Source organism: Shewanella sp. 30m-14 (assembly GCF_052977125.1).
Genome location: NZ_JBRILW010000002.1, coordinates 40499 through 60983 on the forward strand (window position 1 = coordinate 40499; position 20485 = coordinate 60983).

The following is a 20485-nucleotide window of genomic DNA, read 5'->3' on the forward strand; positions in this document are numbered from 1 at the left end:
CTTTCTCACCTCGCGATATAGCCTTATGCAGGGCTATCGTCAGTCAGTAGCTGCAGGCTCGCAAACTCACTATAAAGATCACTGCTTTGCATCAACTGTTGATGCGTGCCGCTTGCCACAACAACGCCTTTATCTAACACTAAAATACGATCCGCATTAATTACCGTCGCTAAACGGTGAGCGATGATCAAAGTGGTCTTGCCCACCATCAAGCTATCGAGTGCTAACTTCACCTTTTGCTCGCTGACAGCATCGAGAGCACTGGTGGCTTCGTCCAATAACAGAATAGGTCTGTCGGCAAGTATCGCCCTCGCAATTGCAATGCGTTGCTTTTGTCCGCCCGATAAGCGCACGCCGCGCTCGCCAAGATAAGTCTGATAACCGTCGCTAAAATCGCTAATAAACTCATCGGCTCTTGCGGCAATGCAGGCTTGCCTCACCTCATCCTCACTCGCCTCCAGTCGGCCATAGCGCACGTTTTCAAGCACACTAGTGGCAAAGATCACCGACTCTTGCGGTACTAAGGCATATTGCTGACGTAATGTTTGTGGTGTGAGCTTGGCGATATCGACACCATCTAATTCGATTGAGCCGCTATTTAACACATAAAAACGCTGCAGCAGTTCGAACAGGGTACTCTTACCTGCACCACTAGCGCCGACTAATGCAACCCGTTCACCAGGCTTGATATGAATATTCAAGCCGCGGATCACCTCGCTTTCAAAGCCCTCTTCATCTAACTCAGTGCTACCCAGTCTCATACTATTGTAGGCAAAACGTACCTGCTTGAGCTCAAGCTCGCCACGAACAGGTGTTGGCAGCTCCAGAGGCTCAGTGATAACCGGAATATCGATTGGGGTTTCAATCAGCTCGATTAAACGCTCGGTGGCCCCTGCAGCACGTTGAATTTCGCCGATGACTTCACTAATGGTTGCGACTGAACCTGCCACCATCACGGCATAAAACATAAAGGCCGATAACTCACCCGCACTAATTGCACCACTCATGACATCGTGGGCACCAACCCAAGTTACCAACGCGATGGCGAGAATACTTAAGAACATCACCAACGAGATAAGTATTGAGCGGTATTTTATTCGCCCTTTTGCTGCATCCATCACCGCTTCTACACGATGAGTAAACAGCGCTCTATCTTGATCTTCATGAGAATATGCCTGCACCGTGTGGATCTCATGCAAAGTTTCATCCACATAGGCGCCTAAATCACCCACTTTGTCTTGGCTTTTACGCGATAAATCACGCACTTTTCGGCCAAAAAAGAAGATAGGCCCTAACACTAAAGGGACAGCCAACAATACCAAACCTGTCATTTTGAAGCTGGTGATTGCCATCATAACGATACCGCCAATCACAGTTACACTAGCTCTTAACGCCATTGATAGGCTTGAACCAACGACAGATTGCAATAGTGTTGAGTCAGCAGTAAATCGCGAGATCACCTCACCGGTTCGGAGTTTGGCGTAAAAACCCGGAGAGAGTTTTAATAGATGGTCATATACTTTTAAACGAATGTCGGCGCTAACACGCTCGCCAAGCCAGGTCATTAAATAGAAACGACAAAAAATGGCACTACTACTGAGCGCTGTAATGCCAATGACCAACAAAATGATCTCGTTTAAGCGCGATCCGTTATCTTTTAAAAAGCCTTCATCGACCATAAGGCGCACACCTTGCCCCAGCGATAGCCAAGCGAGCGAGCCGATAAACAAAAAGATAATCGCGGTGATCACTTTAGCGCGATAAGGTTTTAGAAAAGCGCCAATCCAAGGTAATACCGCACGCTGACTAACATGTGGTTTAGCACCATTAGCAGTCGGTGAGTATGGCTTGTCTTTGGCAACAGAAGAAGCGTTTTGATTCAATGCAATATCCCTAACCTATGCAAAGGTTACAATAAAAACAACAGCAGAATAACAAAACCCGCGCAAAGGCGGGCATTGTTATTTGTTTATTTATACTTTTAACATCATAGCTGATTGTGGAGAAGAGGATTAACTGGCTGAATTAACAAGCTCTGGTTGTTGCAGATCCAAATCAACTTTTGGGGTACTATGGTGACCATCACGCTTCCAATCAACTTCTAATAATTCAGCGCCAGAAAGGCTAAATGCTTGGCCAAAACCTTTAACATAAAGGCCATGGTGTGGGTTGAGCTTAAACAGATTAAAGTCACCAAGACTGGCTAGGTTATCTATCATCTCACCAAAGCGCGCTGATAATGCGGCAACGCCTTTAGTAAATACTTCGCTTTCACGATCAACAAGCTCCGCTGTGGCATCAAACGTTAAACGTTTACGTGCAAACACACTTTTAGCTTCAGCTTCATCTTCGAGTAACATAACCGATAAACGATTTACAGCTTTGAGGTTAGTGCCATGACGGGCAAGCTCACTGACTAAAATATAAAAACCGTCATCCGCTAAAGCAAAAGGGGCGTAACTCGCGTTTGGCACACCATTAGCGTCTTGGGTTGCCAGTTGCAATGTTGAACGTTCGGCTTTGAATGCTTCTATTTCTGGTAACAGTTTGTCTCGTAATCGTTGCTCTTTTTCAGTGCTCATTGCTCTAGTCTCTTTTTCTATTATCCGGCAAATTAAAATGGCTGATAGCAGTCACGATATCAGCCATGGATTAACTCAATTGATTAAGCTGTAACAGAGTTAACGCTATGCTTTAGCTCAATAAACCGTGCTACTTGATCTGGCAATAACACTCGTTTTTTATCACGGCCTAAATACACCTTAAACACCACCTCACCTTGTGCACCGAAGAAATTAATCGAATGGCTTTCGGTACCTCTAAATGGCTTACTTATAAGCGCAATCGCACTGATATCATCAAGCTTCAAATGGCCATGTAACCCATCACCTTTAGTGATTAAGTTATAGTAACCATGGGCATATTTTCCCTTAGGAAAACGACCTTTAAACTCAAAAATACTGGCCGACGTCGACACGATTGTGGTCATATTGCCCCATTCTGGAAGCTCAGTTAATAATGCGTCTTTCTGCGCTAACGGCAAGATAGTAAGCTGGTCTTTTGGCAAAGCCGACACAACAGCAAATTCACTGATGTTAAGCTCTACTGCCACCTGACTTGGCATTGCGGCAGGGTTATTGTCTAAATGCTGACGGATTTGCTCAACTGATACTGACATGGAATACCTCCTGTAAAATAAACGGCAAAGAGGTCAACTCAATTTAATGAATCGACCTCGCTCTCAATTAACTTAATTAGAAGCTATAGCGCGCTGACAATTTGAAATTCCTGCCTTGTTCGTACAAAGTTTGCCACGCTTGGCGATATTCCTCATCACCGATATTTTCAACGCTAAAGTCGACTCGTAGACCTTCGAATGTACCCATGGCAGGTTCCCACGCCACATACACATCCCATAGTTTGTAAGAATCGTACTGATTAACGTTGTCTGTTGGTAATTGATCTTGGTCGGCAACATAAGTAAAGCGAGTACCAAACTTCATGTCGCCTTCCATAATGGCTTGCGATAGATCGATACCTAGTTTTTTAGCTGGAATATTAGATAGGTATTCATCGGTAGCCTTATCCTTACCTTCGGTTTGACCGTAGTTTAAACTCACACGAGTTTGGTTATAGCGGTAGCGAGTTGAAAACTCAAAGCCGGTTAGTTTAGCTTCGTCAACATTGCTCCAAGAGGTTGTTTGCTCAAAACCAGGAATTCCCACCAATGGGTTAGAAACTGATTGCTCGATAAAGTCATCTACATCGTTTCTAAATGCGTTTAAAGTAATCGCAAGCTCATCATTGCCAGCAAGATTGGCAAAACGTAGGTCAGCTTTAATCTCTTTGTTTTGTGCTTGCTCAGCTTTCAAATCTGGATTGATTTCAAAGGTATTACATAAGCCATTAGGCAAAAATCCCGGGATTGAAGGAATACAGTAGTGAGTACCCGTCGAGAACATCTCTTCCATGCTTGGCGCACGGAATGCTTGATCGTAACGTGCACTTAAGGTTAGCCAGTCAGTCGTTTTCCAGATGAGACCAACTGAAGGTGAAAACGCATTGTCATCCGATGATATATTTAGGTTGTTACTGTCGTTTTTAAACGCGTCATAACGCACCGCAGCGTCAACTGACCAACTCTCCGCCAGCTTGATATCTGCTCGCGTATATGCGCCCCAAACTGTAGTTTCACCATCTATGTCATCAGGACGCTGGCCAGCTTGACCGCGATCGTCACGCACTGTTTTGATTGAGTCTTTATAACCATCAACACCATAGGTCAGTACGGTATTACCAAGCGTTGAACTATTATTAAGGCTAAATCCTAAGGTGTCATACTCAGTATTATCGACTTGATTCTTAGTGATGCGATCCTCATGGTAATCGGTACCATTCCAATACACAGTGGCATTGAGATCTAACAGCACATTGTCACTTGGATTAAAGCTGTAATCCAAGGTCACATTTTGGTCTTCTGTTTTACGTTTAACCAAAGGTACTGAACTACCAACATTAGTTGCAGGATTACTTGGGACTAATTCATCAATATTTGAAAAGCGCGCAGATAATTGCAAACGCTGAGCTTCCGTCGGATCCCAGCCAAACTTAGCTAAGCCACTAGTCCCTTCCGATGCGCTGTTCTCAAGGGTTTTATCATTGCCAATTTTAATGTTGTTACTGTCGTAATAACTACCATTTAGCAACCAATCGACATTACCTGCACTCGTGTCTGACAAACCATATATTGCACCACTTGTTTTAACGCGGTCGCCATTGGAGTCGTAACTTTGCTTTAAGTAGCCACCAAAAGTGTCTTCCTCTTCTAAAAAGTCAGACGCTGACTTGGTATTTTGAGCCACTACACCACCAATTGCGCCACTGCCCCATAAACTACTGGCAGGACCACGAACGACCTCTATCGAGCTTAGTAGCTCGGGATCCATAAAGTAGGTACCTCGATGACCAGAGTTAGCATTTTGACGAGCACCATCGATAGTTTGCAATACGCGCTGACCACCTAGACCACGAATTTCAACCCCTTGAGATGACGAGCGAGGCCCATTGGTCACGTTAACATTTGCTTCGTTTTGCAATGCTTGAGCAACTGATGCTGGTTGCGACTCTTGCAATTGTTCTTCAGTTACGACTGCCACACTGCGGCTCGATTCTGATGCTTTTTCACTAACGCGGGTTGCGGTAACAAGCACTTCATCAAATTCAGTAACTTGTTGCTCATTAGTTTGCTGAGTTGGTGCAGCATAAGCGCTAGAGCTAAGAGCCATCGCAATTGCGATTACAACAGGCTTCTTGATCATTGGTTCAATCCTCAAGGTCAGTATCAATAGCGTCTCGATTGGGATGCTGCTGATTGCAAATACCCAAAAAACAGATCGCTGTTTTGTTATTTTTCGGCACTTTACCTGAGATAAAAATTAAGATCAAATGAAAATCATTATCATTTGCGATCTCGTTAGGATTGATATATCTTATGCCTCTAGGAACAGCAGGCCAACCCTAACTATTTGTAAACAATGTAAATAATCAATTCTTCTGTCAAGATTGTAAAGGAGATGATGACATTGGAGTTAAGTTAGAAAATGCTGATATTGATTCATTTTTGGTTTTATTTGCTAGGTAAGAGGTTTCAGCATGACACCTAAACGTTATTTTGCTTTTGGTTGCTTAACTGTATTAATCCAAGGTGGCGTACTTGCATCGCAAAATACTGCGCCCCAATTGCAACTCAGTACAGGTTCAGCGATGGGGTCAAGCCAAGCAGTAAGTTTGTCTATTGCTATGCTAGCCAGCCAAGCGGCAGCAGAAACACCTGCAGCGCCTAAGCTGATAAACCCTCAACAAAAAATACCTGAAAAGCAGCCGACTAAACCTATTGCTAAAGCTGAACCACAAAAGGTTAAGCCTACTTCCGTAAAAGCAAGCTCTACAGCAACTCAGCTTGCCCAGCAAAAAACGCAATCCGTCACTAAGCCAGCGAGCAATCCAGTCGTAAAAGACGTTAATCAAAAAGTCACTGACGAGCCAACAACAGACGTTGCGCAAACTCAATCGCACAACCAAGCTAAAGTTGAAGCCAAGCAAGGTGTGAGTAAGCAAACTGTCGCCTTAAGTCAGCCCACATTTGCCGCACCACCAAGCCAACCGCATTACCCAAAAAAAGCCCGTAAACGCGGCTTTCAGGGTACAGCCACTATTGAAGTGATGTTCAACCAGATCGGTGAACAATTGTCGTTAACTCTCGTGGATAGCTCGGGTTATCGCTTACTCGATAAAGCCGCATTAAGCGCTGTTGAAAAGTGGCGATTTACCGCACCAAAACCACAAACAGCTTTTTCCTATACGGTGAGAGTACCGGTGAAGTTTGCGCTCAATTAACCCGTATTAGTCAGTCTTGCTTGGATAGCCAGACATTAAGGGTGTAAAACTCTAAAAATGTAGTGTTTAAGGGATAATGCAACATTATTTGTATTGATTTTTACCGTAAATGCGATGCTTAGGTCTCGCCAAGGAAAGTGAATGTCTCAACTATTATATCTACAACTATCAGAGCAACTGGGTGATCTAACCTGGCCATTGATTATCTGTGCATTTGTAAGCTTAATGATCATCTTAGAGCGCCTAGCGCTAATGCTTTATGAGCTACCTAAACGTGATACTTGGTTAACAGAACTGCGTCAGCAAGCACGCAGTGCCACGCCAGAGCAAAGACAACAACTGATGGAGCAAATAAGCCAAGGCCGCAGTATGTTAGCCAAGGGCACAGCGCTACTGTTGAGTCATGGTGATCAATCAAGAGCTATGCGCGAAGAGATAGTATCGCTTTGGTTAGTAAAGCAAAAATCAAATCTTTTATCAGGCTTGAAGATCCTGCAAATCATCGGCGTGATTAGTCCTATGCTGGGGTTGCTTGGTACCGTTTTAGGTTTAATCGAAATGTTTAACCAGCTAGGCCTATCCGATGGCCCTGTTACTCCATCGCAGTTAGCCTCCGGTTTAGGCCTAGCAATGAACACCACTGCTGCAGGGTTAATTATTGCACTGCCAGCAATCACCATGGCACACCTATTTACTATCTGGGCTGATCGTCGTTGCAATAAAATCGCCCATGCGCTCAACCTGCTCAACTTATGGCTAGAAGGCTTTGATCAAGCACTGAGCATCGGCAGTGACAGCGCGGCGCAGTTATGCTCAAAAGCAACGACCTGTAAAGAGGCTCACTGTAATAATCGTGTTTCAGCGGCTTCTACTGTTCAAGCCAATACCACAAGCGCTCAAACTGTAGGACAGCACTCATGATTTGTGCAGGTATAGAAGAAAGCACTGGCAGTATTGGCCTAGACCTGACCCCGCTTATCGACATTATTTTTATCGTATTGGTGTTTTTGCTGCTTACAGCTAATAGCCAGTTATTAAGCTTACCTGTGGATGTACCGACCGAAACAGACTCAAAGCTGACAGCAATATCTCAAGAGAAACATATTGCGATTAATGTGCTAGCAAGTGAGCCGCACTGGGCACTTGATGGCGAAAGCTACGCAGATTTTAGCGCCTTTGAAGCCGCATTAACAAAAGCCTTTAAAGTCTCACCGAAAGCCAAAGTGATTATTGCTGCCGATAAAACCGCACCAATACAACCTTTAATGACGCTACTGGCTGCTATGCAGCGACAAAACATCAGTAACACCCAAATTTTGATGGAGCCTTAATCGACACGAAATAGTCTGTTGTCAATTATTTTTATTCACCCTTTTTTGATTAGCTAACGAGCTAATCCAACTGTATTAATTTATTTGGAGTTACCCATGTTACATATAAAACTGTTACAGCCACTGTTAAAAAATAGGCCCAAGCAATGCGTGCTCGCAGGCGCCTTGTTGTCGCTATTGGTATTTAATCAAACCGCTTTTGCCCATGAAGGCCACGATCATTCAGGGCTGCAAGCTCGGGTAGTTAGCGCTGGCGCTGGAGTTACCGAATTGCTCTTGGCTTTAGATGCTGGCGATGAATTAGTCGCAGTAGACTCCACCAGCCAACTACCACAGGGCTATGATGAAGTAAAAAAGCTGGGCTATCACCGTATGTTAAGCGCCGAAGGTATTCTAGCGCTGTCGCCAAGTTTGTTATTGGGCACCGACGCTATGGGCCCTAAAGCTACACTTGATGTGCTGAGCGGTGCCAAAGTTAACGTGATCCAACTGCAAGATGCCTATACTCAGTCTCAATTATTAAGCAATATTGATGAAATGGGTGAGCTGCTTAATCGCCAAGAACAAGCTAAAACACTGCAAAATCAAGTACAGCAATCTTTTGTGCAAATAGAGCAAAAGCAGCAACAGATAGCAAAGCAAGGCGATGCACCTAAAGTCTTATTTTTACTGATGCAACCTGATAGGCCTGCACGAGTGGGCGGCGATGATACCGCTGCAGATATCATTATCAAGTTAGCTGGCGGTACCAATATTGCAGGATTTAGTGGCTATAAATCTGTGTCGCAAGAGGGGATTTTGTCACTGCAACCCGATGTCATTTTGATCTCTAATCGCTCAGATAAAGAGATTCAAAATCCAGTCGCCAAACTGCTAAAACAGATGCCACTACTTGAACATACTCCAGCAGGTAAGAATCAACATATTCAATCACTCAAGCCACAAGCACTGCTTGGTGGTTTAGGGTTAAGTGCCATTGAAGCCGCCGACAAATTGGCCAGCGACTTTATAAGTGTTAATCGGTATTAGTTGTCATAGCCCTATCGCTTCTAGAGATAAAGAGCAGGAAATATAATGGATAATCGTCGTTGGCTTTGGCCCAGTTTACTCGCCACTTTGGTGATAACGAGCCTAATGTCTGTCAGCATTGGTCCACTGCAAATTAGCCCCACTGTAAGTTTTCATGCCGTCATGAATTGGGCTACACCATTAGAGCTAGGTAGCGTTGCTCCCCATGAACAGCTAGTGATCAATAATGTACGCTTACCGCGTACTCTATTGGCGCTAACTGTCGGTGCAATTTTGGCTCAGTGCGGCGCAGTGATGCAGGGACTATTTAGAAACCCGCTTGCGGATCCTGGCATTATTGGTGTGTCTTCGGGCGCTGCATTAGGCGCGGCAATCTGTATTGTGCTTATTCCACAAGGCGGCGAATACATGGTCGCGCTCAGTGCATTTATTGCAGGCCTGCTCACCACTTTGATTGTGTATCGCCTTGCCAGCAGCCCGAGTGGCACTTCGGTGGTGTTATTACTGCTATCTGGTGTCGCAGTCGCCGCTTTAACTGGCGCAGGTATTGGCCTACTCACCTATATGGCTGATGACATGGCACTTCGCGATCTGACCTTATGGCAGATGGGTTCTATTGCTGGAGCGCAGTGGCATTACGTGATGTTAAGTTTAGTCGCATTGGCATTGATAAGCTGGCAGTTTAACCGCAGCGCTAAAGCTCTTAATGCGTTACTGCTGGGTGAAGCTGAGGCGCGCCATTTGGGCTTAAATGTCGACAAACTCAAACTAAAGTTGATTGTACTATGCGCCATTGGCGTTGGTATCTCTGTTGCTGCTACCGGAATTATCGGCTTTATTGGTTTAGTGGTGCCACATCTTGTGCGAATGATGGTGGGGCCTGATCATAAACAGCTTTTACCCCTTAGCGCTATGTTAGGGGCAGCAATCTTAGCCTTAGCTGATATCGGTGCGCGTTCACTAGTGCCGCCGTCTGAACTCCCCGTTGGTTTAGTTACCGCATTATTGGGCGCACCATTCTTTATTGTGTTGCTACTTAAGCAACGTCATCGCTTAGTTTAAGGTCAATCATTATGCAGACTTACAACCCAAACTCGGCGCCAAATGTGCTTGAAGTAAACCAATTATCGGTGCGCATTGGTCACAAACCGGTACTTACTGATATTAACCTGCAAATTAAAGCCGGCGAGGTGACCGCGCTGCTAGGCCCCAATGGTGCAGGCAAGTCCACCCTACTCAAAAGCCTTTGCCAAGACGTTGAAGTAGAGGCGGGCAACATTAAAATTCATGGTAAATCGCTTAGTTCATGGGACAGACAACAGCTAGCCAAGTCTATGGCAGTGTTGCCGCAACATGCCTCACTCACCTTTCCATTTAAGGTACGCGAGGTAGTGGAGATGGGCTTGTATCCACTATCTCTTAACCAACAACAAGGCAAAAGGCTTGTTGCTGAGCAGCTTGAACAAGTAGCGCTTTCGCACTTAAAAGAGCGCAGCTATCCGACCCTCTCTGGAGGAGAAAAACAGCGAGTACAATTGGCGCGCGTGCTAACTCAGCTTGCACAGTCTGAGCAATCGCCGATCTTATTGCTCGATGAACCGACTTCAGCACTCGATTTAGCCCAGCAACATCGTGTATTAGGCTTGGCACGTAGCCTTGCCCATGAACAAAATCATGCGGTAATAGTGGTGCTACACGACCTTAACCAAGCCTCACGCTATGCTGACCGATTAGTGGTGTTAGAAAATGGTTGTATCGTCAGCGATGGCATTCCTAGTGAAACCTTAACGCCAGAAACAGTAAGGCAGGTGTGGCATTACGATCCCGTGGTGGTCATGGAACCCGGTAAGCAAACGCCTTTACTGTTCTAGAAAAACCGACTTCGATTAGCATTCTCAACCTAAAAGACGAGTCATAGTTGCCCTACTGGAGACTCGCTTTTTGCATCACTTAAAGTACACTGTTTTTCTAAATAAATTCAGAGCTTACTATGTCAAATATCGTATATATCGCCACCAGCCTTGACGGTTTTATTGCTGACAAAAACAACCAGGTTTATTGGTTACATGATGTGCCTAACTCTGATGGTTAAGACCTTGGTTTTTTTTTGACTTTATGGCGCGTATTGATGCACTGATAATGGGGCGTAACACTTTAGAAATTGTGCTCAGCTTTGGGGTTGATTGGCCTTACACTAAACCGGTATTTGTGCTGAGCAACACGCTAACTCAAGTGCCTGATGGGCTTGAGGGAAAAGTGTTTTTGGTTAATGGTCATTGCCAGAACTTATCCAGCAGCTCAATGCTAAAGGATATAATGAGTTCTATATTGATGGCGGTAAAACTATTCAAGGCTTCTTACAACAAGACTTAATTGATGAGCTGATTATAACTACGATTCCGGTATTGCTTGGTGGTGGGATATCCCTATTTGGCGAGCTTGCTACGCAGCTTAAATTTAAGCATGTTCAAGCCGAGCGCTTACTTGACTGCCTAGTGCAAAATAGCTTTATCAGACAACGATAATGACTCTCAAAAACGGCAAAAAACCAACTGCTATAGTTATTTACAGCATGAAGCAAGTAATTATTGTTTTAAGCTCCCACAATGCCGATTCAGGTAATCTGTTGGCCATCGCGTTTGCTCGCTGTCAAACGGCTTTTAGATAATACTAGCTATCGCCTAATAGTATGCTGTTACTCACTGGGGGCTTTGATGCGCACTTTAACCAAACTGACACCCCACATGCTATTTATTGCCAGCGTTATTTAACCTAGTTAGGCGTAGATAACAGCGCCTTTACCGATATTACTCTCAGCCGCTTTACCTTTGAAGATGCCACGCTGGCTAAATCTATCGTTGAGCAACATAGATTTAATGAAATGACCTTAGTCACTTCAGCATTTCATATGCCGCGGGCTATTGCAGATATCAAGCTAAACTACTGCACGGCTCGATCAACGCTGTCCACTGAAAAGTTACAACAGCTTGAAACCCATGAAATGTCGGTTATGAATAGGAAGCGAAGAAATCTGGCTAACTATTTTGAATGAGGCGTTTAGATAACATGTTGAGGTAGGCTAACTTCCTGCGAATTTACGCCTACTCGTTAGCTTTGATAGTAGATCAAATTACCGCTAGATTAAGGATTATCATAGCTAAAGAAATAGGCCTTTAAACTTTCAATTACACTTTCTAGCACCGGTCCAGAGCCATGACTTCTCGATATCAAGCAGCCAACCGTGGTTAACCAACCGTGATATTCATGAGCTACAGGCAAAGCTACAAGTTCGCCACGTTCAATTCTCTGTTTCACTAACCATTCAGGCACAACCGCCCAGCCCACTCCTTTGCCAACTAAGCTAACTAAGTTTTGATGAGTATTGGCGTACCATGCCATTGTGCTTATCACGTAGCTAAACCACAATTCCTTTTGCTCTGAACTGCGGTGCACACATTGACGATAGCTTTTTAGATCCGAGTCCTGCACCAAGGTCAGTTTGGCCAAATCATGTTCAGCTGCTGCAATAGTCAGAAAACGCGCCTGCCCTAATACAAAGAAGTCCATATCCACTTTAAGCTCACCATCGGCATAAATGATCCCCACCTGCGCTTTACCTTGGCGAATCAGCTCTTCAACATCAAAGGTCGATGCGGCAATAATCTCAAACTGAGTAATTGGGAACTTATCAGCTAACGGTGCAATAATGGCCACTAGCTCATCGTTTACTAGGCTTTCGTCCACAGCAATAATCAATTCATGCTCAGTAACTTTAGATAACGACTCAACTTTTTGATCGAAGTATTGCTGTTGATGCAAGATTGAGTACGCAATTGGCAATAACGCTTTAGCGTTTTCAGTTAATACTGGGGTATTTTTATCGCGATTAAACAGCTCTTGATTAATGGCGATCTCTAAATTTGAAATTGCCTGGCTAACCCCTGATTGCGCCCGCTTTAACTTACGTGCCGCAGCAGAAAACGAGCCAGTTTCGCACACGGCAACAAAGATTTTTAACTGCTCAAAACTATACATGCCACTTTTCCTTTCACAGCCTTTCTACCGAGCAGTGCTAACTTATAGTCTGCCTAAACCGCAATACAAATACTGATCTTAAATCTGCAGCCAAATATATCACCTCCCACAAGCTATCACCAGTTGTGATAGCTACTAACTTTCTCTATTAGCATTTCTTGTAATAATCAGCGTCACTTTTCAGCGTTAATATTTTTATTGGAGTACACCATGGGGATTTTAGAGCGAGTATTTCACTCTGTGTTGTTTGAAGTGCTAGCAGTGACATTATCTGTTATCGGCTTAACCATTTTTACCGATTTCGACATCAAGTCACTATCAGGAATGATGATAGCTGTAGCCACTATTGCGATGATTTGGAATTTCATCTTCAACTGGGGTTTCGACCGAATTATGACTGGTGATAAAGAAAAGCGCCCGTTAAAAATGCGCATCATTCATGTCACTTTGTTTGAGGTCGGTTTGCTGTTTTTTTCCATACCGGTAATGGCTTACATTCTCAATATCGGCATCGTAGAAGCATTGATTATGGACTTAGGTGTAACGGTATTTATTACCATTTATGCTTTTACCTATAACCTAATCTACGATCACACCCGCGCCTTTATTATGCGCAACCGCACCATTGCTTGCTCATAACTACAAGCCGTTAACTGCTGACTGACGGCTTAGTTTATCGTTAGCAGTTAACTTTACACCCGCCTCAGCTATTAACTATTCCGGTAGCGAACCACTCATACCCCTCACAATATTTAGACCGCCTATTAGCAATAGCAGAGACCTTTACATTGCAAAGCCCAATAACTTGATCAATCGCAACAAAACACCAAGTAGTAATAATTATCATTATCAAAACAACTTTGTTGATTGAGAACTGCGATGATTTTAACACCAACCATGACAGGTATTGCGAGCCCAGACCCACTGCAACATGCTTTTAAAGTAAAAAGTGCACCTCATGCCGGTCGCAGTGGCAGCCGTCCGGTGTTTCTTGAGCCTGCTCAATGGCAACAATGGTGGCAAGAACCCAGCCAAGCATCTGAACGCGCGCTTTATATACATATTCCATTTTGTCGCAAGCGCTGTACCTTTTGTAATTTCTTCGAAAATGGCACGAATCCAGAGCGGATAAGCCGTTACATTGAGCACTTAACGGAGCAACTGAAAATCGCTGCTGATACTCCTTTAGTGCAGAGCCAAGCTTTTAATACGGTTTATGTTGGCGGCGGAACACCAACTGATATCAGTAGCAACGAAGTCAAACAACTTGGCGAAGCCATTGGACGATTTCCGCTAATTGAAAAGGCAGAAGTCACTCTAGAAGGTAGGCTTAATGGTTTTGATGATGATAAATGGCATAACGCTATAGCACACGGTTTCAACCGGTTCTCGTTTGGGGTGCAAAGCTTCGATACCCAAGTACGCCAAGCTGCTGGTCGTTTTGATGATAGAGATTATTTAATTAACCGCCTACAGCAATTGAGGCAACACCCTAGCGCCAGTATTGTGATTGATTTGATTTTTGGCTTACCAGGGCAAACCTTAGATATTTGGCAGCAAGATCTACAAGCAGTAATTGATAGTGGCGTGCATGGCGTTGATCTGTATCAACTGATTGGTCTATGTGGCACTCGTATTGAGCACGCCCGTGAAAAAGGCAAAATTCTGGGTACAGCCCTCAGCGAGTTTCAAGCAGACAGTCAAACTCGTGCCAATATGTATGCCAGTGGTGCCGCGCACTTTGAATCACTAAATTGGCAACGATTATCTAGTTGCCACTGGCGCCGAGATAGCCGTGAGCGCAGCGTTTATAATAGCTTGGCAAAAAGTGGCATAGAGATCTTACCTTTTGGCGCAGGTGCAGGCGGCAGTATTCACGGCCACGGTTGTATGAACGGCAGAGATCTTAAACAGTGGCATCTAGCTCATGATGTAGTGATGACTCCAGCAATATCAAGCGATACCTCCTCTGTACAAAATAACCCAGTGCAGGTGCCGGGTATGTTGATGAGCCCTAACCCATCAGCCAAGTTAGATGCCATATTTAAGCGTGGCTTAGATAGCGGTAAACTAACACTTAATTTGTTGTCTGTTGAAATGGTCACTCACCTACAGCCACTGTTTAGCGAGTGGCAAAAAAATGGGTTAGCGACGCTCACTTCAAGTGAGTTAAGACTTACATTAGCCGGACGTTTTTGGAATGTTAATATGCAAACGGGTTTGTTTGAGTATCTTGCAGAAAATCCTCTTGAACCAGCAGGGCATTCGATTAATAGTACCGTTCCAAAACCCAAACATGTTGCAATGCCTAATCATGCAACTGCCAGCTAGGCTACATTTTCCCCAAACCTAAACCAAGGCTTATGTCACCATTACGCGCACTGCAATCTGTTTAAAGAGCTGATATAGTGCGCATATTCTTAGCTAAGCATTCATTTATCTATGGCAACAGCAACCCCAAAGCGTACTAACTCAAAAGCACCGATGTCAAAACCGTCAATTTCAACCGAAAGCAAAACTGAAGCGATGAAAATGGCTAAAGCGACTCAAAAGCCAGGGCAAAGCAAAGATCAAACCAAACTCATCGCCCAGGGGATTGAAAAAGGCATCGCCGAATATAAAAAATTGCAAAAGGGTAAGGCAAGAGAGCGCGATAAAGCCCGTAAACAAGACTTAAGAAGTAAAGCGCGTGAAGCCAGTGAGCAAGATCATGACCACAGTAACATTGAAGATCGCGCAGCAAGTCCGTACCTGCCTTGGGGACTGCTCACATTGAGTTGGATTGGCTTTATTATCTACATAATCCTCACTCAATAAGTCACATCTTTACCTTATCTGCCACTTCCTTTCAGAAATTGCACTAATACTAGCCATTAGTGCAATTCTCATTTAGCGCCATATTGTTTAGCATTTGATTTATTTCTAGATTCTGATTTTAAAGTTAGGTGGAGATCTGTTCATAATTTGTCATAAGTTGTCTTATCTCATTCATTGATCTCTCCATCACTATTCACAATATCTATCTATACTTAGCCTATCAAAATATATGGATTAGCTGGAGCACACGGTCATGACTGAGCAATGCCCCCCAAAAGAACAAGTTAGTAACAAAAAAGATGAGCTAAAAGCATTAGGCTTTATCATCTTTATTTTATTCCCTGCGCTAAGCGTTACCTTGGTTAGCGTATACGGCTTAATTGTCTGGCTAACCTTGACACTTACAGGCGTTCCATCTCACTAATTTCAACAACTTATTTTAAATTCTATTAAGAGGATGCCGTTATGAGATGGTTACTTAACATCTGGCGCACACTAACTAAACCGGCTAAATATCTGACTTTAGGCACTGTAAGTATTTCAGCTTTCCTAATGGGTATTATCTTCTGGGGAGGCTTTAATACTGCACTTGAAGCAACTAACACAGAAGCTTTTTGTATCAGCTGCCACAGTATGGAAAGCATGCCATACCAAGAACTGAAAAAAACGGTGCACTTTTCTAACAATTCTGGCGTGCGTGCGACCTGCCCAGACTGCCACGTACCACATAACTATGGCCGTAAAATTGCCCGTAAGTTAGAAGCCTCTCACGATGTATACGGCTGGTTATTCAATACGGTCAATACGCCTGAAAAGTACAACGCGAAACGCCTCGAAATGGCGAGCCGCGAATGGAAACGATTTGACCGTGACAAGTCTGCAGCCTGTAAAAACTGTCATAACTACGATTCAATGAAGTGGGACACCATGTCTAAGCTTGCAGTTAAGCAAATGAAGCGCGCTGCTGAGACAGACCAAAGTTGTGTTGACTGCCATAAGGGTATTGCACATACGCTACCTGACATGGGTACAGCTCGTGCACCTGAATTGATTGCTGAAGTCGGTCGTGGCATTAGCGGTCTTCAAGTAGGACAAAGCTACTTCACTGCGCTAACCAAGCCACTATTCTTCAACGATAAAACTGACGTTGAAGCGGGTACGCTAAATATCGCAACTAAGGTCAAAGTGCTTGAAGTTGTGGGTACTCGCGCCAAGATTGGTATTGACGGCTGGAGAAAGAAAATCGGTGCTGGCCGCGTGATCTATTACGACTTTGGCTTAAATATCCTTTCAGCTCAGCTCACTAAAGATGCTGCGCTAGAAGAAGGTGTGATTAAGACATTCGAAGAGAAAGAAGATCCTATGACGGGCCTAATTTGGCAACGTGTAGAAGCTGACATTTGGACAGATACTGACTACTTATTATCTGATCTACAGCCACTATGGGATTACGCTCGTAGCACATACGATACCAGCTGTAGTGTATGTCACACTCAACCAGCACCTGCCCACTTTGACGCAAATACTTGGCCAGGCATGTTCCAAGGCATGATCGCATTCGTCAACATGGATCAAGATACGCAAGCTTTGGTGCAGAAGTATTTACAAGAGCATTCATCAACTTTCGATAAGTCGGCTCACTAATAGGACATAATGCAATGAACAGAAGAGACTTTCTAAAAGGCTTAGTAGGAACATCTTATGTCGTACTTAGCGGATCATCAGTACTTGCACCTCTCAATGCGTTAGCAGCATCAGGTGCCGATGCAAGTGACGGCTGGCTTACAACAGGTTCGCACATGGGTGCGTTCAAGATGAAGCGTAAAAATGGCGTGATCTCTGAGGTTATTCCTTTCGATACCGATATGTATCCAACGGATATGATCAACGGCATTAAAGGGTTAGTTTATAACGAATCACGTATTCGCTACCCAATGGTTCGCTTAGACTTTTTATTAAAAGGTCACCAAAGCGACACTAAACAACGTGGTGACTTCCGCTTTGTTCGTGTGACCTGGGACAAAGCACTTGGCTTGTTTAAAGACTCACTCGATCTTATTCAAACAAAATATGGTCCATCAGGACTGCACGCTGGACAAACAGGTTGGCGTGCAACCGGTCAGCTGCACTCATGTACTAGCCACATGCAGCGCGCAGTCGCCATGCACGGTAATTTTGTTAAAAAAGTCGGTGACTACTCAACAGGTGCAGGGCAAACCATTTTGCCTTACGTCTTAGGCTCTACCGAAGTGTATGCACAAGGTACCTCTTGGTCACTGATCCTTGAACACTCTAAAACGATTATTTTATGGTCAAATGATCCATACAAAAACCTACAGGTTGGCTGGAATGCTGAAACCCATGAATCATATGCCTACCTTGCTCAGTTAAAAGAGAAGGTTGCTAAAGGCGAGATCCGTGTTATCAGTATCGACCCTGTTGTTTCCAAAACACAGAAATACCTAGGTTGTGAGCATTTATACATAAACCCACAAACCGACGTGCCATTCATGCTGGCTATTGCCCATGAAATGGTAGAAAAAAACCTACACGATAATGAGTTTATCGAAGGCTATAGCTTAGGCTTTGACAAGTTTTTACCTTATCTAAAGGGCCAAACTGATGGTGTTGAAAAAACACCTGAATGGGCATCAAAAATTTGTGGTGTTTCACCAGAGATTATCCGTGATCTTGCAAAAGTCATGACCAAGGCCCGCACTCAAATTTTGATGGGTTGGTGTGTACAGCGTCAGCAGCATGGTGAGCAGCCATACTGGATGTCTGCGGTACTTGCGACCATGATAGGCCAAATTGGTTTGCCTGGCGGCGGTATTAGCTATGGCCACCATTACTCAGGTATTGGTATTCCATCTTCAGGTGCCGCGGCGCCAGGTGCGTTTCCACGTAACCTTGACGATGGCCAAAAGCAACTTTTTGATAGCACAGACTTTAAAGGTGCAAGTAGTGTTATTCCTGTTGCCCGTTGGATTGACTCAATTCTTGAACCAGGTAAAACCATCGATGCAAACGGCTCTAAGGTCACCTACCCAGACATTAAGATGATGGTGTTCTCTGGTAACAACCCATGGAACCACCACCAAGACCGTAACCGCATGAAGGAAGCCTTCTTCAAGCTTGAGTGTATTGTGTCTATCGATATGAACTGGACTGCAGCTTGTCGTTTCTCTGATATCGTGCTGCCAGCCTGTACCACGTTCGAACGTAACGATCTCGACGTCTACGGATCTTATGCTAACCGTGGCTTGCTTGCCATGCAGAAAATGGTCGAGCCGCTATACGAGAGTCTGTCAGATTTTGAAATATTCACTCGATTTGCAGCATTGTTAGGCGAAGGTAAAGCACAAGAGTACACTCGCGGCATGACCGAGCATCAGTGGCTAGAGATGCTATACAACGATTGTAAAGCGGCGAATAAAGGCAAGTTTGAAATGCCATCATTTGAAGAGTTCTGGCAAGCTGGCTATGTAAACTTTGGTGAAGGTAAACCTTGGGTTCGCCATCAGGCATTTAGAGACGACCCAGAGATCAATCCATTAGGTACCCCTTCTGGCCTGATTGAGATCTACAGCCGTAAAATAGCTAATTACAAATATGATGACTGCCCAGGCCACCCAACTTGGATGGAAAAGGTTGAACGTAGTCATGGCGGTCCAGGTTCTAAGAAGCACCCAATTTGGTTGCAGTCTTGTCATCCTGACAAACGCTTGCATTCACAAATGTGTGAATCAACCGAGTTCCGTGAAACCTACACAGTTAAAGGGCGTGAGCCAGTATACTTAAACCCAGAAGATGCCAAGAAACGCGGCATTAAATCTGGCGATATTGTACGTGTATTTAACGACCGTGGTCAGCTTATTGCCGGTGCCGTAGTATCGGATAAGTTCCCTGAAGGCGTTATCCGTATTCAAGAGGGTGCTTGGTATGGGCCGGTTGGCAAAGATGGTAGCAAAGAAGGTGGTGCAGAAATTGGCGCGCTAGACAGTTATGGCGATCCAAATACCCTAACGCTAGATATCGGTACCTCTAAGCTTGCACAGGCTTGTTCTGCTTATACTTGCCTTGTTGACTACGAAAAGTATCAAGGTAAAGTACCTGCAGTCAGTTCATTCAGTGGTCCGGTTGAGATAGCACTATGAGTACAGATGCTGTAAACGCAAAGTCAATAGAGGTTAACCCAGTTAATCAGGTTCGAAGCACTATTTATCAATTACTTTCGTCATTGTTTGCGAAAGAAATTGATCATAAAACACTGCATGATTTAACCAGTGAGCAAGCGCAGATTTTCTGGGCACAACTGAGCAGTGAAAGCGCCTTTAAAGCCGATGTAAATACCTTGGTTGCAGAGCTTGCTACGCTTAACACCGATAAGGCACTACTAGAACTTGCTGCTGATTATTGTGGCTTGTTCTTAGTTGGCACTAAATTCAGTGCATCGCCCTACGCAAGCTTGTATTTAGACAACAAGCCAGCAAGAAAAGGCGATGAGCCACTGCTCTTTGGTGAGCAGCATCAGCAGATGAGTGAGTTTTTGAAGCAGAGTCAGCTACAAGTACAAAGCGAGTTTCCAGAGCCTGCCGATCACCTTGCGGTGATCTTGGCTTATGTCGCTCACCTTTGTACCCATAGTGATGACGCTGCTCAGCTCAGCTTTATTCAAGACAACTTAGCTAATTGGCTAAATAACTTTGTGGCTAAAGTCACCAAAGTTGATCGTGGTAACTTCTATCAAGCTTTGGCAAGACTCACCTATTCTTGGGTTAAGTCTGATGCCGAATGGTTAGCATCTGAATTAAGCTAACCCCAAAGCTATTACCAAGCGTCTATTAAAAACCGTCCATAAAAAGCGTGAGTGAACC

The 20485-nt window shown here is 44.3% G+C and carries 18 protein-coding genes and 2 pseudogenes; 15 read left to right on the forward strand and 5 right to left on the reverse strand.

Translation table 11 applies throughout. The annotated features are described in order from the left end of the window. Positions 1-23 precede the first annotated feature (23 nt). The 4 genes from ACVBIU_RS01955 to ACVBIU_RS01970 all read right to left on the reverse strand — a co-directional run bounded on the left by ACVBIU_RS01955 (position 24) and on the right by ACVBIU_RS01970 (position 5318). Positions 24-1883 (reverse strand): ABC transporter transmembrane domain-containing protein, encoded by a 1860-nt coding sequence (locus ACVBIU_RS01955; protein ID WP_447162919.1) that lies wholly within the window; start codon positions 1881-1883, stop codon positions 24-26. 129 nt (positions 1884-2012) lie between these two features. Continuing rightward, the gene (gene hutZ / locus ACVBIU_RS01960; protein WP_447159551.1) at positions 2013-2582 is read right to left on the reverse strand and encodes a heme utilization protein HutZ; all 570 of its coding nucleotides are present in this window, start codon (positions 2580-2582) and stop codon (positions 2013-2015) included. A gap of 83 nt (positions 2583-2665) precedes the next feature. Beyond that, on the reverse strand, positions 2666-3178 hold the full coding sequence (hutX, locus tag ACVBIU_RS01965) for a heme utilization cystosolic carrier protein HutX (RefSeq protein WP_447159550.1): 513 nt from the start codon (positions 3176-3178) through the stop codon (positions 2666-2668). A gap of 76 nt (positions 3179-3254) precedes the next feature. Next, positions 3255-5318: a TonB-dependent hemoglobin/transferrin/lactoferrin family receptor gene (locus ACVBIU_RS01970; RefSeq protein WP_447162920.1), complete on the reverse strand. Its 2064-nt coding sequence runs from the start codon at positions 5316-5318 to the stop codon at positions 3255-3257. 334 nt (positions 5319-5652) lie between these two features. On the opposite strand from ACVBIU_RS01970, the gene ACVBIU_RS01975 reads away from it, so the two are divergent. The 8 genes and pseudogenes from ACVBIU_RS01975 to ACVBIU_RS02010 all read left to right on the forward strand — a co-directional run. Beyond that, positions 5653-6396: a TonB family protein gene (locus ACVBIU_RS01975; RefSeq protein ID WP_447162921.1), complete on the forward strand. Its 744-nt coding sequence runs from the start codon at positions 5653-5655 to the stop codon at positions 6394-6396. A gap of 141 nt (positions 6397-6537) precedes the next feature. Then, on the forward strand, positions 6538-7317 hold the full coding sequence (locus tag ACVBIU_RS01980; protein ID WP_447159547.1) for a MotA/TolQ/ExbB proton channel family protein: 780 nt from the start codon (positions 6538-6540) through the stop codon (positions 7315-7317). Next, positions 7314-7727: an ExbD/TolR family protein gene (locus tag ACVBIU_RS01985; RefSeq protein ID WP_447159546.1), complete on the forward strand. Its 414-nt coding sequence runs from the start codon at positions 7314-7316 to the stop codon at positions 7725-7727. The genes ACVBIU_RS01980 and ACVBIU_RS01985 overlap by 4 nt, the downstream gene beginning before the upstream one ends. Before the next feature lie 96 nt (positions 7728-7823). Then, complete coding sequence (locus tag ACVBIU_RS01990) at positions 7824-8756, forward strand: heme/hemin ABC transporter substrate-binding protein (RefSeq protein WP_447159545.1); 933 nt, start codon at positions 7824-7826, stop codon at positions 8754-8756. Between the two features lie 45 nt (positions 8757-8801). Next, positions 8802-9818, forward strand: coding sequence for a FecCD family ABC transporter permease (locus ACVBIU_RS01995; RefSeq protein WP_447159544.1), 1017 nt, complete (start codon positions 8802-8804; stop codon positions 9816-9818). A gap of 11 nt (positions 9819-9829) precedes the next feature. After that, positions 9830-10627, forward strand: coding sequence for a heme ABC transporter ATP-binding protein (locus tag ACVBIU_RS02000; protein WP_447159543.1), 798 nt, complete (start codon positions 9830-9832; stop codon positions 10625-10627). 119 nt (positions 10628-10746) lie between these two features. Further along, positions 10747-11281 (forward strand): annotated as a pseudogene (locus ACVBIU_RS02005) (dihydrofolate reductase family protein). A gap of 266 nt (positions 11282-11547) precedes the next feature. After that, positions 11548-11808 (forward strand): annotated as a pseudogene (locus ACVBIU_RS02010) (ElyC/SanA/YdcF family protein); the annotation flags it as partial. An 89-nt stretch (positions 11809-11897) separates the two neighbouring features. On the opposite strand, the gene ACVBIU_RS02015 reads toward ACVBIU_RS02010, so the two are convergent. Next, positions 11898-12791 carry a LysR family transcriptional regulator gene (locus tag ACVBIU_RS02015; protein WP_447159542.1) on the reverse strand — a complete coding sequence of 298 codons (894 nt, stop codon included), beginning with the start codon at positions 12789-12791 and terminating at the stop codon, positions 11898-11900. A 210-nt stretch (positions 12792-13001) separates the two neighbouring features. Here ACVBIU_RS02015 and ACVBIU_RS02020 point away from each other — a divergent pair, with 210 nt between their 5' ends. The 7 genes from ACVBIU_RS02020 (at position 13002) to torD (ending at position 20427) form a co-directional block, all read left to right on the forward strand. Further along, positions 13002-13430 carry a PACE efflux transporter gene (locus tag ACVBIU_RS02020; RefSeq protein WP_447159541.1) on the forward strand — a complete coding sequence of 143 codons (429 nt, stop codon included), beginning with the start codon at positions 13002-13004 and terminating at the stop codon, positions 13428-13430. A gap of 240 nt (positions 13431-13670) precedes the next feature. After that, positions 13671-15122 carry a heme anaerobic degradation radical SAM methyltransferase ChuW/HutW gene (hutW, locus tag ACVBIU_RS02025; protein ID WP_447159540.1) on the forward strand — a complete coding sequence of 484 codons (1452 nt, stop codon included), beginning with the start codon at positions 13671-13673 and terminating at the stop codon, positions 15120-15122. Between the two features lie 111 nt (positions 15123-15233). Continuing rightward, positions 15234-15608: a DUF2956 domain-containing protein gene (locus ACVBIU_RS02030; RefSeq protein ID WP_447159539.1), complete on the forward strand. Its 375-nt coding sequence runs from the start codon at positions 15234-15236 to the stop codon at positions 15606-15608. A 253-nt stretch (positions 15609-15861) separates the two neighbouring features. Then, complete coding sequence (locus tag ACVBIU_RS02035; protein ID WP_447162922.1) at positions 15862-16032, forward strand: periplasmic nitrate reductase, NapE protein; 171 nt, start codon at positions 15862-15864, stop codon at positions 16030-16032. Positions 16033-16073: 41 nt separating this feature from the next. Continuing rightward, complete coding sequence (gene torC / locus ACVBIU_RS02040) at positions 16074-17252, forward strand: pentaheme c-type cytochrome TorC (protein WP_447159537.1); 1179 nt, start codon at positions 16074-16076, stop codon at positions 17250-17252. A gap of 14 nt (positions 17253-17266) precedes the next feature. Next, positions 17267-19765: a trimethylamine-N-oxide reductase TorA gene (gene torA / locus ACVBIU_RS02045; protein ID WP_447159536.1), complete on the forward strand. Its 2499-nt coding sequence runs from the start codon at positions 17267-17269 to the stop codon at positions 19763-19765. After that, on the forward strand, positions 19762-20427 hold the full coding sequence (gene torD / locus ACVBIU_RS02050; protein ID WP_447162923.1) for a molecular chaperone TorD: 666 nt from the start codon (positions 19762-19764) through the stop codon (positions 20425-20427). The genes torA and torD overlap by 4 nt, the downstream gene beginning before the upstream one ends. Positions 20428-20485 lie beyond the last annotated feature (58 nt).

Coding starts and splice junctions, on each gene's coding strand:
- hutZ (WP_447159551.1), bottom strand. CDS start 2,582: ATGAGCACTGAAAAAGAGCAACGATTACGAGACAAACTGTTACCAGAA.
- hutX (WP_447159550.1), bottom strand. CDS start 3,178: ATGTCAGTATCAGTTGAGCAAATCCGTCAGCATTTAGACAATAACCCT.
- ACVBIU_RS01970 (WP_447162920.1), bottom strand. CDS start 5,318: ATGATCAAGAAGCCTGTTGTAATCGCAATTGCGATGGCTCTTAGCTCT.
- ACVBIU_RS01975 (WP_447162921.1), top strand. CDS start 5,653: ATGACACCTAAACGTTATTTTGCTTTTGGTTGCTTAACTGTATTAATC.
- ACVBIU_RS01980 (WP_447159547.1), top strand. CDS start 6,538: ATGTCTCAACTATTATATCTACAACTATCAGAGCAACTGGGTGATCTA.
- ACVBIU_RS01985 (WP_447159546.1), top strand. CDS start 7,314: ATGATTTGTGCAGGTATAGAAGAAAGCACTGGCAGTATTGGCCTAGAC.
- ACVBIU_RS01990 (WP_447159545.1), top strand. CDS start 7,824: ATGTTACATATAAAACTGTTACAGCCACTGTTAAAAAATAGGCCCAAG.
- ACVBIU_RS01995 (WP_447159544.1), top strand. CDS start 8,802: ATGGATAATCGTCGTTGGCTTTGGCCCAGTTTACTCGCCACTTTGGTG.
- ACVBIU_RS02000 (WP_447159543.1), top strand. CDS start 9,830: ATGCAGACTTACAACCCAAACTCGGCGCCAAATGTGCTTGAAGTAAAC.
- ACVBIU_RS02015 (WP_447159542.1), bottom strand. CDS start 12,791: ATGTATAGTTTTGAGCAGTTAAAAATCTTTGTTGCCGTGTGCGAAACT.
- ACVBIU_RS02020 (WP_447159541.1), top strand. CDS start 13,002: ATGGGGATTTTAGAGCGAGTATTTCACTCTGTGTTGTTTGAAGTGCTA.
- hutW (WP_447159540.1), top strand. CDS start 13,671: ATGATTTTAACACCAACCATGACAGGTATTGCGAGCCCAGACCCACTG.
- ACVBIU_RS02030 (WP_447159539.1), top strand. CDS start 15,234: ATGGCAACAGCAACCCCAAAGCGTACTAACTCAAAAGCACCGATGTCA.
- ACVBIU_RS02035 (WP_447162922.1), top strand. CDS start 15,862: ATGACTGAGCAATGCCCCCCAAAAGAACAAGTTAGTAACAAAAAAGAT.
- torC (WP_447159537.1), top strand. CDS start 16,074: ATGAGATGGTTACTTAACATCTGGCGCACACTAACTAAACCGGCTAAA.
- torA (WP_447159536.1), top strand. CDS start 17,267: ATGAACAGAAGAGACTTTCTAAAAGGCTTAGTAGGAACATCTTATGTC.
- torD (WP_447162923.1), top strand. CDS start 19,762: ATGAGTACAGATGCTGTAAACGCAAAGTCAATAGAGGTTAACCCAGTT.